A 13345-nucleotide genomic window follows, 5' to 3' on the forward strand; every position below is an offset into this window, starting at 1 on the left:
GATTAAGTATTTCTGATGGCTTCAGTTATGCTGGTCGGAACCGGCGCATACCTTTTGAATTCCATCGTATAGTTAGCTCGTCCCTGAGTCGCAGAGCGCAACGAGGTGGCATAGCCAAACATTTCAGACAGAGGCACCTCAGCTTTTACAACTTTTCCACTCGCCGAATCTTCCATCTCCTGGATAAGACCGCGACGCGAACTCAAATCGCCATTAACACTACCCATATATTCTTCCGGGGTAACTACTTCTACCGCCATCATTGGTTCAAGCAACTGTGGCCCTGCTTGTCTTGCGCCTTCTCTAAAAGCCATGGCCCCGGCCGCTTTAAAGGCATGTTCGGATGAATCCACTTCATGATACGAGCCATAAAATAACGTGGCCCTCACATCTATCACCGGGTAACCGGCAACCACCCCTGACTGCATTGCATCCTGAATTCCTTTATCCACCGCAGGAATAAATTCGCGAGGAATAACCCCACTCTTGATTTCGTCAATAAATTCGTAGCCCGCGCCCATTTTCTGGGGTTTCAGACGAAGGTGGACATGGCCATACTGGCCTCGTCCGCCGGTCTGCTTGGCGTATTTATGTTCGGTTTCGATAGTTTTAGTAATGGTTTCGCGGTAGGCAACCTGAGGTTTGCCGATATTGGCGTCTACGCTGAATTCCCTTTTTAACCTGTCGAGAATGATTTCCAAGTGTAATTCGCCCATTCCCGAGATAATCGTTTGTCCAGATTCTTCATCAGACCTGACTCTGAAAGAGGGATCTTCCCGTGCCAATTTGCCCAATGCGATGCCCAGTTTTTCCTGATCGGTTTTGGTTTTAGGTTCCACCGCCTGGGAAATAACCGGTTCCGGGAATTCCATCCGCTCCAATACCACTTCGGAATTGATAGCGCACAAGGTATCGCCGGTGGTAACGCTTTTAAGTCCAACTGCAGCGGCTATATCGCCGACATGTACTTCCTTAATATCTTCACGGTTATTGGAATGCATCTGTAGAATTCGACCGATGCGCTCTTTTTTACCTTTTACTGAATTAAGCACCGTATCCCCGGATTTGACCATGCCTGAGTAAACTCGAAAGAATACCAGTTGTCCGAAAAATGAATCAGACATGATCTTAAAGGCCAGCGCTGAAAATGGTTCGTTGTCATCCGCTTTTCGCACTCTTTCAAATGACAATCCCGCGATGTCTGCCGCAATCCCATTGATAGCTGGCACATCCAGTGGGCTCGGCATGAAATCGACAACACCGTCAAGCATTGCTTGCACACCCTTGTTTTTAAATGCAGAGCCACAGAAAACCGGAATAATTTCATTGTTAAGTGTACGTATTCGAATTCCTTTTTTGAGGTCCTGCTCGCTTAACGCTCCTTGCTCAAAGTACTTATCCATCATTGTATCGTCTGCTTCGGCTGCAGCTTCCACCAGTTTCGCATGATATTCACCGCACAATTCAACTAACTGTTCAGGAATGTCGCGATATTCAAACTCAACACCCATGTTTTCTTCTTTCCAGTAAATCGCTTTCATTTTGACCAGATCGACAACACCCTTGAAGTTTTCTTCGGAGCCAATGTTTAGCTGCACAACAACCGGGTTAGCGCCCAGACGAGTTTTGATTTGTTCAACCACTCGCAAGAAATCCGCGCCAGTGCGATCCATTTTATTGATGAAAGCCATGCGCGGCACTTTGTACCTGTTGGCTTGTCGCCAAACTGTTTCAGATTGCGGCTCTACGCCACCTACTGCACAAAAAACCGCCACGGCGCCATCCAGTACGCGCAGTGCCCGCTCTACTTCAATGGTGAAGTCGACGTGGCCCGGGGTGTCGATAATATTGATTCGATGTTCTGGCAGGTCTTTATCCAGGCCGCTCCAAAAACAAGTAGTGGCAGCGGAAGTGATGGTGATGCCCCTTTCCTGTTCCTGTTCCATCCAGTCCATTACCGCATTACCGTCGTGAACCTCGCCAATTTTGTGGGACAGTCCGGTATAGAAAAGCACGCGTTCGGTGGTCGTGGTCTTGCCGGCATCAATGTGGGCCATGATGCCAATGTTACGATAACGGTGTAGAGGCGTTTTACGTGCCATATGCTTAATTGTACTACCGCTAATCAAACTAAAAACGGTAATGCGAGAATGCTTTGTTGGCTTCAGCCATTTTCAGCGTGTCTTCACGTTTTTTAACGGCACTGCCGCGATCATCAGAAGCATCCATCAACTCACCGGCCAAGCGGGCGGTCATGGATTTTTCGTTTCTTTTTCGAGCCGCTTCCACTAACCAGCGCATGGCTAATGCTATTTGACGATTGGGTCGCACTTCAATTGGAATCTGGTAGGTTGCGCCACCCACTCGGCGACTTTTTACTTCGACGCTAGGGCTTACTTTTTCCAATGCTTGGTTGAAAATACCGACAGGGTCTTCTTTGCCGCGCTGTTTGATAATGTCAAGGGCGTCGTAGATGATCTTTTCGGCAATGGATTTCTTGCCATCAAGCATTATGATGTTAATAAATTTTGCAATGGTCTGGTCCTTAAACTTGGGATCAGGCAATATTTTGCGCTTCGGTATTTCTCGTCTTCTTGGCATTACTTAGTTTTGCTGCTTCATTTTGTTGCTATAAACTTAATGGCGCGTTAAGGCGATCAAAAAATAATTATAAAATCACTAAAAACTTTCCAAATAGCTGAGACGAATCACCCCGCCTGAACTTTGGTAAGGTTCAATATCTCAATGTCGGTCATTCCATAAGAATACGCTCTCCTGATCGTTCAGAAGAGCAACCTTCCCTTAGCCCCCTTTTGGGTATGACCCAAAGGTTCGGGCGTTAGGGTTTGGCGGGAAAATATAGCTTGCCGATCGGAGCTTAAACTCCGCCCATCTGTTAATTAACGATGTGTTAATTAAATTTCTTTGCTAAAATATTCTAACGTCTTGTTCAAAAATGACGGGCACTACGACTTAGGCCGCTTCGCACCGTACTTCGAACGACCCTGGCGTCTATCAGAAACACCCGATGTGTCCAATGCGCCACGTACTGTGTGGTAACGAACACCGGGTAAATCTTTAACCCGCCCCCCTCTGATCAATACCACTGAGTGCTCCTGGAGATTATGACCTTCACCACCAATGTAAGTCGTTACTTCATAGCCGTTGGTTAATCGAACCCGAGCCACTTTACGCAATGCGGAATTCGGTTTCTTTGGCGTTGTGGTATAAACCCGTGTACAAACCCCTCGTTTCTGCGGGCAAGTCTGCAATGCCGGAACATTGGGCTTTTTTACCTGCTTTTGACGTGGTTTTCTAACCAGTTGGTTTAATGTTGGCATGCGCTCAATATACTCAAAATTTATGCCTGTTCCAGATATATACTAGAACCCCGGAAACACCTACAACCTATAAAATTCAACGAATTTTGCTAGTCTGGATTTTCGCAAGGGCGGCGATTTTATGCCGATGAGCTAGCAGTGTCAAGCAAAAAACACCCGTAAAATCCCCTAAACCGACCACAAATTGCCTGCAAAACTTACTCGGCGGCTGGCTGGGCGGGAGACTCGTTCATCACCTCATCCACTACCATTTCTCCGAGTTCGACATTTTCCTGTTCCGCTCCACCCAAAAGCGCTTCAATCTCTTGACTTTTGCGAGAATTCTCAATTCTGCTTCGCTTTCGCTCCTGATGAAAAGCAAGCCCGGTACCGGCTGGAATCAATCGCCCAACAATAACATTTTCTTTAAGTCCACGCAGTCGATCAACCTTGCCGTTTACCGAAGCATTAGTCAGCACCCGAGTCGTTTCCTGGAATGAAGCCGCCGATATGAACGATTCCGTAGTCAATGACGCCTTGGTGATTCCCAACAACACCGGGTCGTAAGCGGCCGGCCTTTTGCCTTGTTCGATCAACCTGTCATTTTCATCCAGTAATAAAGACTTTTCTGCTTGTTCGCCCAGCAAATAGCGACTATCACCAATATCAACAACCTTTGCTTTGCGTAACATTTGACGAACGATAACTTCAATATGCTTATCGTTTATTTTTACGCCTTGCAATTGGTAAACATCCTGGACTTCATTAACGATGTAATCCGCCAATGCCGTAACACCGAGATACTTCAGAATATCACTCGCCAAATGCGGTCCTTCAACGATAACCTCGCCCCGTTCCACGGTTTCCCCTTCAAACACATTAATGCGCCGGGTTTTTGGAATCAGGGTGCCATGGGTTTCCCCATCCTTGCTGGTGATCACCAAACGGTGCTTGCTTGCGGTTTCCTTGCCAAAAGAGACAATGCCATCGACTTCCGCCAGAATGGCTGGCTCTTTGGGTTTGCGCGCCTCGAACAACTCTGCCACTCTGGGCAAGCCGCCGGTGATATCCCGCGCCTTTGATGACTCCTGAGAAATCCGTGCGATGACATCGCCACTGCTCACCTGTTGCCCGTCCACGAGCATAACGATGGCATCCGGCGGTAACTGATATCGCGCATCGACATCGGTGCCGGGAATCTTCACTGAATTTCCCGCATCGTCCACCAGGCTAATGGTCGGCTTGATATTGTAGGCACTGCCGCGCCGCCGCTGCGGGTCGATGATGACATACGCGCTTTTACCGGTTAATTCGTCGGTTTGCACGTTGACCGTTACCCCTTCTTCAAAATCGGTAAACACTACGGTTCCGGCGACCTCGGTAATAATAGGATGGGTATGCGGATCCCATGTCACTACAATATCGCCAATATTTACTTCAGAACCTTCGACAACCGTTAACACCGCGCCATAAGGCAGTTTATGCCTTTCACGGTCACGGCCTTGCTCATCCTGAACGATCAACTCGCTTGACCGGGTTACCACAACGTGATTGCCGTCGCTGTTTTTAATCAGTTTGGCTGCTTTAAGGTGAATCTTCCCCTTATTCTTCAGCTCGACATGGCTAACCACCGCGGCCGCCGAAGCGGCGCCGCCGATGTGGAAGGTGCGCAAGGTCAGTTGGGTGCCCGGCTCGCCGATGGACTGCGCCGCGACCACGCCCACCGCTTCACCGACATTGATAGTATGGCCGCGGCCGAGATCGCGTCCATAGCACTTCGCACATACGCCAAATCGGGTTTCGCAAGCGACCGCGGAGCGTACGTTAACCTCATGAATATTCATCTGATCAACTTTTATAACAGTCGTTTCATCAATCATTTCATCTTTTGAAATGATCACTTCATCGGTGACCGGGTCAATCACATTTTCAACGGCATAACGTCCCAATATACGGTCACCCAAAGGCACAACAACTTCGCCGCCTTGCACCTGCGCCTCGCGCAGCAAGCCCTTTTCGGTGCCACAATCTTCTTCGGTTACCACCAAGTCCTGGCAGACATCCACCAGGCGGCGCGTCAAATAGCCGGCATTGGCGGTTTTCAGCGCGGTATCGGTCAGCCCCTTGCGCGCGCCGTGTGCCGAGATGAAGTATTGCAGCACGTTCAGCCCTTCGCGGAAATTAGCGGTAATCGGCGTTTCAATGATCGAGCCATCCGGTTTTGCCATCAATCCGCGCATACCGGCTAACTGCCTGATCTGAGCATGGGAGCCACGCGCGCCGGAATCGGCCATCATGTAAATCGAATTAAACGATTTCTGCGGGACTTGCTCGCCTTTGTTGTCAGTCACTTGCTCTGTGCCGAGCTCGCTCAGCATGGAATCCGCGACCTGCTCGCTTCTGCGCGACCATATATCGATGACCTTGTTATAACGCTCGCCGTCGGTCAGCAACCCGTCGGTGTACTGCCCCTGAATTTCCAGCACCTCCTTTTGCGCCTCGCTCAGGATTTTCGCCTTGTCTTTGGGAATCTCCATGTCGTCCACGCCGATGGAGATGCCGGACAGCGCCGCCATCTTAAATCCGGTGTACATCAATTGGTCGGCGAAAATCACGGTTTCCTTGAGGCCCACTTGCCGGTATGAGGCATCGATGAGTTCGGAAATGGTTTTCTTTTTCATCGGCCGGTCAATCAGGGAAAAATCCAGCCCCTTGGGCAGAATCTCCGACAACAACGCTCGCCCGACGGTGGTTTTCACCCGCGTCTTGCCTGTTTTGCTTTTCTCCGGCATTTTCACCGCAACCCGAGGAATCTCAATGCGGGCGTGCAGGTGCACATACCCGCTTTCATGGGCGCGCCGCACCTCGTTGATATCGACAAAGTATTTTCGAACATCGGCATCATCGGCATAGCATTTTTTGTGTTGGATATTGCCTTTGACTTCGATGCTTTTGCTTTCCCGGGTCATGTAATACAAACCAAGCACGATATCCTGAGACGGCACAATAATCGGCTCGCCGTTTGCCGGCGACAGAATGTTATTTGTAGACATTATTAAAGCGCGGGTTTCAAGTTGTGCCTCTATTGAGAGCGGCACATGAACCGCCATTTGATCGCCGTCAAAATCCGCATTGTAAGGCGTGCACACCAACGGATGAAGCTGAATCGCTTTTCCTTCAATGAGGATTGGTTCGAATGCCTGTATTCCTAATCTGTGCAAGGTTGGCGCGCGGTTAAGCATTACCGGGTGTTCACGGATAACGTCTTCCAGAATATCCCAGACTTCCGCACTCTCGGCTTCCACTATTTTCTTGGCTTGTTTAATGTTGGTCGCTAATCCGCGAAGTTCAAGTTTGCTGAATATGAATGGCTTGAATAATTCCAGCGCCATTTTTTTAGGCAATCCACATTGGTGCAACTTTAAAGTCGGCCCAACAACGATAACCGACCGACCGGAGTAGTCCACTCGCTTGCCCAGCAAGTTCTGACGGAAACGGCCCTGCTTGCCCTTGATGATGTCTGAAATGGATTTCAGCTGGCGCTTGTTGGCGCCGGTAATCGCCTTGCCGCGGCGACCATTATCGAGCATCGCATCCACCGCTTCCTGGAGCATGCGTTTTTCGTTGCGCACGATCAGATCCGGCGCGTTCAAGTCCAGCAATCTTTTTAATCGGTTATTACGGTTGATGACCCGGCGGTACAGATCGTTCAAATCCGAGGTGGCGAAGCGGCCTCCTTCCAATGGCACCAGCGGGCGTAAATCCGGTGGCAGCACCGGCAGCACATCCATAATCATCCAGGCCGGATTGTTGCTGGAATTAATAAACGCCTCAATCACCTTTAATCGACTTGTAAATTTTTCAATTTTTGTCACCGATTTTGTGGCCGCCAGATCTTCCCGCAACAATAACGCTTCTTCCTCCAAATCAATTTCTTTTAGCAACTTGCGGATTGATTCGGCGCCCATACCGGCTTCAAATTCATCGCCGAAAGTCTCTATGGCTTCCAGGTAAGACTCTTCGGTCAGTAAATCGCCGCGCTCGAAATCCGTGATGCCGGGATCAATCATCACATAAGCTTCAAAATACAAAACTCGCTCCATCTCCCGAACGGTCATATTGAGCAACAATCCCAGCCGCGAGGGCAGGGACTTGAGAAACCAGATATGGGCACAGGGGGCGGCCAGTTCAATGTGCCCCATTCTTTCACGGCGCACTTTGGACAGGGTGACTTCGACGCCGCATTTTTCGCAAATCACGCCGCGATGTTTCAAGCGTTTGTACTTACCGCATAAACATTCGTAATCGCTGATCGGTCCGAATAATTTTGCACAAAACAAGCCGTCTCGTTCAGGCCTGAAAGTTCGATAGTTTATGGTTTCCGGTTTTTTTACCTCGCCGAAGGACCATGACCGAATTTTTTCCGGCGACGCGATACTGACCCGAATGGAATCAAAATCTTCGATCGTATCGGTTTGCTTGAACAGATTAAAAATGTCTCTCATTTTGTGCTGCCTCTATTATAATGTATATTATGACGTTCGGAGTTAATCTGTGATGCCCTAGTGATGCTCCTGCTTGAGCTCAATATTGAGACCCAATGCACGAATTTCCTTGACCAAAACATTAAACGATTCGGGCATGCCCGCATCCATTCCATAATCACCTCGAACGATGTTTTCATAGGTTTTCGAGCGGCCGACGACATCATCGGATTTAACCGTCAGCATTTCCTGCAAGGTATAGGCCGCACCATAAGCTTCAAGCGCCCACACTTCCATTTCACCGAATCGTTGCCCGCCAAATTGAGCCTTGCCGCCTAACGGTTGTTGCGTGATCAAGCTGTATGGTCCGGTGGAACGGGCATGCATTTTGTCATCCACCAGATGGTTCAATTTCAAGATATACATGTATCCGCAAGTGACTGGCCGATCAAACTTTTCGCCGGTTCGACCATCATATAATGTCATCTGGCCGCTGCTTGGAATACCCGCCAGTTTTAACATGCCTTTGATTTCGGCTTCGTTGGCGCCGTCAAATACCGGCGTTGCCATAGGCACCCCGTCTCGAAGATTATTCGCTAACTCGAGTATTTCGTCTTCGGAAAATTTATCCAGCGCTTCTTGCTTGCCACTGGTGTTATAGACTTTGTCGAGAAACTTATGGATTTGATCCGGTTTCTTGTTTTTGCGAAGCATTTCACTGATCTGCACACCAATTTTCTTGGCCGCCCAACCCAAATGCGTTTCCAGAACCTGACCGACATTCATCCTCGAGGGCACGCCTAATGGATTCAGGCAAATATCAATCGAAGTGCCGTCATCCATATAGGGCATATCCTCGACCGGAACAATTTTAGAAATAACCCCTTTATTGCCATGCCGACCGGCCATTTTATCGCCAGGTTGCAACCGCCGTTTAACCGCTACAAAAACCTTGACGATTTTTAGCACACCTGGGGCAAGATCATCGCCCATCTTGATTTTTTCGCTTTTTTCTTCGAAGCGGCGATCAAACTCCTGGCGTTGCGCCTCTAATTGCTCACGAATATTTTCTATCGCCTGGTTAGCTTGTTCGTTTCGGAGTCGAATTTCAAACCATTGCTTGCGAGACAGTTCGGCCAAATAACCATTGGTGACTTTTTCGCCCGCTTTCAGGTCGTTTGGCCCGCCTTCGGCGATGTGGTTGTGCAATAGTTTTTCAATGCGCGCATAGGCATCGTCTTCAACGATTCGCAACTGATCATCCAGGTCTTTATGAACTGCCTCCAATTCATCTTCATCGTTTGCGGTAGCACGGGCATCTTTGGCTAAACCTTCACGGGTAAACACCTGGACGTCGATGACCGTGCCTTTCATACCCGATGGCATACGCAGCGAGGTATCCTTGACATCAGAAGCCTTTTCGCCAAAAATTGCTCGTAAAAGCTTCTCTTCCGGGGTCAATTGTGTTTCCCCTTTTGGGGTGATCTTGCCCACTAAAACATCGTCAGGCTCGGTTTCAGCGCCGATATAGACGATACCGGATTCATCCAGTTTGGAGAGTGCGCCTTCGCCGACATTAGGAATGTCCCGACTGATTTCTTCGGATCCAAGCTTGGTATCCCTTGCCACACAAGAAAGCTCTTCGATGTGAACCGAGGTATAAACTTCGTCCTTCACCAATCTTTCCGAAATCAGGATTGAATCCTCGAAGTTATAGCCGTTCCAGGGCATGAACGCGATCAGGACATTTCTGCCCAGCGCCAACTCGCCCATATCAGTGGACGGGCCGTCGGCAAGCACATCGCCACGCTCAATTTTATCCGCCAGGCTGACCAGAGGATGCTGATTAATGGTTGTATTTTGGTTTGACCGTTGGTATTTGGTGAGGTTATAAATGTCAACGCCTGGCTCGCCCACAATGCTCTCGTCGTCGTTGACTCGAACAACGATGCGTGAAGCATCCACTGAATCCACAATACCGCCACGTCGTGCAATCACTGTCACGCCTGAGTCAATAGCCACTGTGCGTTCCATACCCGTGCCCACCAGCGGTTTTTCACTGCGTATCACCGGCACCGCCTGACGTTGCATGTTCGCACCCATTAACGCACGGTTGGCATCATCGTGCTCAAGAAAAGGCACTAACGATGCCGCCACGGATACGATTTGTTGCGGCGCCACATCGATGTAGTCAATTTGATCCGATGTCGATAACGAAAATTCATTTTTGTGCCGACATGAAATCAGTTGATCGGAAAACCTGCCGCCAGCATCTACTGCAACGTTGGCTTGGGCGATGACAAATTTATGCTCTTCGATAGCCGACAGATAATCAACTTGGTCGGTTGCTTTGCCGTCAACCACTTTTCGGTACGGGGTTTCAAGGAAACCATATTCATTGGTTTTGGCGAAACACGCCAGCGAATTGATCAAGCCAATATTCGGACCCTCGGGCGTTTCAATTGGACAGACCCGGCCATAGTGAGTCGGGTGCACGTCACGCACTTCAAAACCGGCGCGCTCCCGGGTTAATCCTCCGGGTCCCAATGCCGATACCCGACGTTTATGGGTGACTTCCGACAGCGGATTGGTTTGATCCATAAACTGAGACAATTGGCTGGAGCCGAAAAATTCGCGAACCACCGCTGAAACCGGTTTTGCGTTAATTAAATCCTGGGGAGTCAGGCCTTCACTTTCAACCAGGTTCAAGCGCTCTTTAACGGCGCGCTCGACGCGCACCAAGCCAATGCGAAATTGATTTTCCACTAATTCGCCAACCGATCGAACCCGCCGATTTCCAAGGTTATCGATATCATCCGTTTCCCCCTTGCCATTTTTAAGCGCAACAATTTTACGCATAACATCGACGATGTCCTGCTTGCTCAGTGTGCCTGGCCCTTCATCTGACTCCCTGCCCAGCCGGCGGTTGAGTTTCATACGACCGACCGCAGATAAATCGTATCGTTCGTGATTGAAAAACAGATTGGCGAATAACGCCGCAGAAGCCTCTTTTGTTGGCGGCTCGCCCGGTCGCATCACGCGATAGATTTCAACCTGTGCTTGTTCCTCTGAGCGTGTTCCGTCAATTCGGAGGGTCTCGGAAATAAACGGCCCGCAATCGATATCATTGGTATAGATTGTGGTGATATCCGCAATGCCATTTTCCCTGAGCGCCTCCAAAACCTCTGGAACGATTTCCTGATTAGCTTCCGCCAGCAACTCCCCGGTTTCAGTATCAACAATATCCTCGGCCAGAGTTCGACCCAGTAAATATCCATCAGGAATCGGGATTTCGCTGATTCCAGCTTTTTCCAGTTCGTTAATATGCCGCACCGTAATTCTTTTTTCAGCTTCGACAATGACTTTGCCTTTGGCGCCTTTGGTGTCTTTCAAGGCGAATTCCAGCCGCTGACCACGCATACGCTCAGGCACCAGCTCTAAAGTTGCGCCGGATTCAGTCAAGGTGATGTTGTCGTTTTCAAAAAACATGGACAATATTTCTTCGGTGCTGTATCCCAAAGCACGCAACATAACTGTCGCAGGAAGCTTTCGACGCCGATCAATTCGGATATACAGCAAGTCCTTGGGATCAAACTCCAGGTCCAGCCATGATCCGCGGTACGGGATGATGCGCGCGGAAAACAGTAGTTTGCGCGAGACATGGGTCTTGCCCCCATCGTGATCAAAGATTACGCCTGGAGACCTGTGTAATTGGGAAACGACAACTCGCTCTGTTCCATTGATAACAAACGTACCGTTATCCGTCATCAACGGCATATCGCCGAGATACACTTCCTGTTCGATGATGTCTTTGGGTTTCTTGCCGGCTCCGCCTTTATTGAAAATGACCAGGCGCATGACCACGCGCAACGGGCAGGCATATACCAAGCTGCGTTGCTGGCATTCGACCACATCAAATCCGGGTTTTTCCATGCGATAGCTGACGAAATCCAGGATTACGCTGCCGTTATAACTTTCAATCGGAAAGACTGACTTGAAGGCAGCCTGAATCCCTTGATCAATACGCTGCTCTGGAGGGATGAATTCCTGCAGGTATTTGCGGTAAGACTCTTTCTGAGTGGCTAACAGGTATGGCACCTGAAAGTCATCGGAACGTTTACTAAAACTCTTTCGAATGCGCTTTTTTTCAGTAAAAGAATAGCCCATGTTTGCCCTCTATGACAGATCGATCAATAAAATACAAAATGCTTTCACCTCGTTTAAATATTCCTAGAACGCGGCAGCGGGCATAGAATTAATAAGCTTATGTATTTTCATATGCTCCCGTTCCTTAAAAATATTCATGTATCGGGGTGTAATTGCGGGCCGGAACGAATTCCAACCCACAATAATAAGAACCAAAACTACTTGAGCTCGACGGCGCCGCCAGCTTGTTCAAGTTGTTTTTTCAATTCTTCTGCTTCAGTTTTCGCAACCCCTTGTTTGACCAGGGCAGGCGCGCTTTCAACCAAATCCTTGGCCTCTTTGAGACCCAGACCGGTGATTACGCGCACTACCTTGATGACACCGACTTTTTTGTCGCCGAAACTGGTCAGCATTACGTCAAACTCATCTTTTTCTTCTGCCACGTCAGCCACCGCGTCGCCAGCAGCGCTGGGCGCGGCCACGGCGACAGCCGTTGCTGCTGATACACTAAATTTCTCTTCCATGTCCTTGATTAAATCGGACAGGTCAAGCACTGACATCTCGGCAATTGCGTCGAGAACTTCTTCTTTACTTAAAGCCATGGTAATTACTCCTGATAGCTAACAAACATTAAAAATTTTTTACCTTTTGCGGTCTCCCGCAAGGGGATACTTAAAATATATTTTTTTCGAACAGCACCGAGCCTTTATATGCTTGAAAAAACAGACATGGCAAAGGTTATGCGTAAACATCTAAAGCTTAATATGAATGAAGCGGGACACAGTGCACAGCTGTTACACTGCTTTCTTTGCTTCCGCTACTGCACAAAGCGTTCGCACACACTTACTCGGCACTTCATTGAGTGTTGACACCAGTTTCTGAATTGGCGCCTGAATAGTCCCTATCAGCCTGGCAATCAATCGCTCCCGGCCAGGCAGTTTGGACAGACGCTGAATCATTGCACAATCAATCAGGAAGCCATTCATCGCTCCCGCGGTGATCTTCAATTTTTCATTATCTTTCGCAAATGCAGCCATTACCTTAGCAACTGAAACAGGATCTGCAGATGCCGAGAAAATGACCGGCCCGGTAAAGTGATCGGTTAAACACTCAAAATCAGAGCCTTGGATGACCAGCTTGGCAAGGTTGTTTTTTACAACCCTGACCCACACGCCAGCATTCCGCGCCTCGGTGCGCAGTGCGGTTATTTGTGCAACATTGAGTCCACGATACTCAGCCAATATCCCAGCCTGGGCTGAAGCAATTGCTTCAGTTACCTCGCTGACCACGGCTTTTTTCTGATCTACACTTAAACTCATAAGCACACTCCCACATTAAATAATAGTGAAATAATAGTGTCCTGCATCAGGCTTATTCCTGACTTCGGTCCACCGT

7 protein-coding genes are annotated in these 13345 nt (G+C 48.9%); all 7 read right to left on the reverse strand.

Features of this window, described 5'->3' with window-relative positions; translation table 11 throughout:
• Positions 1-2 precede the first annotated feature (2 nt).
• The 7 genes from fusA to rplJ all read right to left on the reverse strand — a co-directional run bounded on the left by fusA (position 3) and on the right by rplJ (position 13269).
• Positions 3-2102: an elongation factor G gene (gene fusA, locus ACPXXB_RS12630; RefSeq protein ID WP_423907906.1), complete on the reverse strand. Its 2100-nt coding sequence runs from the start codon at positions 2100-2102 to the stop codon at positions 3-5.
• A gap of 28 nt (positions 2103-2130) precedes the next feature.
• Entirely contained in the window at positions 2131-2601 is a 471-nt protein-coding gene (gene rpsG, locus ACPXXB_RS12635) for a 30S ribosomal protein S7 (protein WP_423907908.1), read from the reverse strand.
• A 365-nt stretch (positions 2602-2966) separates the two neighbouring features.
• Positions 2967-3341 (reverse strand): 30S ribosomal protein S12, encoded by a 375-nt coding sequence (gene rpsL, locus ACPXXB_RS12640; RefSeq protein WP_423907910.1) that lies wholly within the window; start codon positions 3339-3341, stop codon positions 2967-2969.
• A gap of 197 nt (positions 3342-3538) precedes the next feature.
• Complete coding sequence (rpoC, locus tag ACPXXB_RS12645) at positions 3539-7825, reverse strand: DNA-directed RNA polymerase subunit beta' (protein WP_423907912.1); 4287 nt, start codon at positions 7823-7825, stop codon at positions 3539-3541.
• 57 nt (positions 7826-7882) lie between these two features.
• On the reverse strand, positions 7883-11971 hold the full coding sequence (gene rpoB / locus ACPXXB_RS12650) for a DNA-directed RNA polymerase subunit beta (RefSeq protein ID WP_423907914.1): 4089 nt from the start codon (positions 11969-11971) through the stop codon (positions 7883-7885).
• Between the two features lie 197 nt (positions 11972-12168).
• Complete coding sequence (rplL, locus tag ACPXXB_RS12655; protein ID WP_423907915.1) at positions 12169-12552, reverse strand: 50S ribosomal protein L7/L12; 384 nt, start codon at positions 12550-12552, stop codon at positions 12169-12171.
• Between the two features lie 192 nt (positions 12553-12744).
• Entirely contained in the window at positions 12745-13269 is a 525-nt protein-coding gene (gene rplJ, locus ACPXXB_RS12660) for a 50S ribosomal protein L10 (RefSeq protein ID WP_423907917.1), read from the reverse strand.
• Positions 13270-13345: the final 76 nt, after the last annotated feature.

The organism is Candidatus Spongiihabitans sp., assembly GCF_965237845.1.
In the GTDB taxonomy this organism is placed as follows: domain Bacteria; phylum Pseudomonadota; class Gammaproteobacteria; order Arenicellales; family Poriferihabitantaceae; genus Spongiihabitans.

Coding starts and splice junctions, on each gene's coding strand:
- fusA (WP_423907906.1), bottom strand. CDS start 2,102: ATGGCACGTAAAACGCCTCTACACCGTTATCGTAACATTGGCATCATG.
- rpsG (WP_423907908.1), bottom strand. CDS start 2,601: ATGCCAAGAAGACGAGAAATACCGAAGCGCAAAATATTGCCTGATCCC.
- rpsL (WP_423907910.1), bottom strand. CDS start 3,341: ATGCCAACATTAAACCAACTGGTTAGAAAACCACGTCAAAAGCAGGTA.
- rpoC (WP_423907912.1), bottom strand. CDS start 7,825: ATGAGAGACATTTTTAATCTGTTCAAGCAAACCGATACGATCGAAGAT.
- rpoB (WP_423907914.1), bottom strand. CDS start 11,971: ATGGGCTATTCTTTTACTGAAAAAAAGCGCATTCGAAAGAGTTTTAGT.
- rplL (WP_423907915.1), bottom strand. CDS start 12,552: ATGGCTTTAAGTAAAGAAGAAGTTCTCGACGCAATTGCCGAGATGTCA.
- rplJ (WP_423907917.1), bottom strand. CDS start 13,269: ATGAGTTTAAGTGTAGATCAGAAAAAAGCCGTGGTCAGCGAGGTAACT.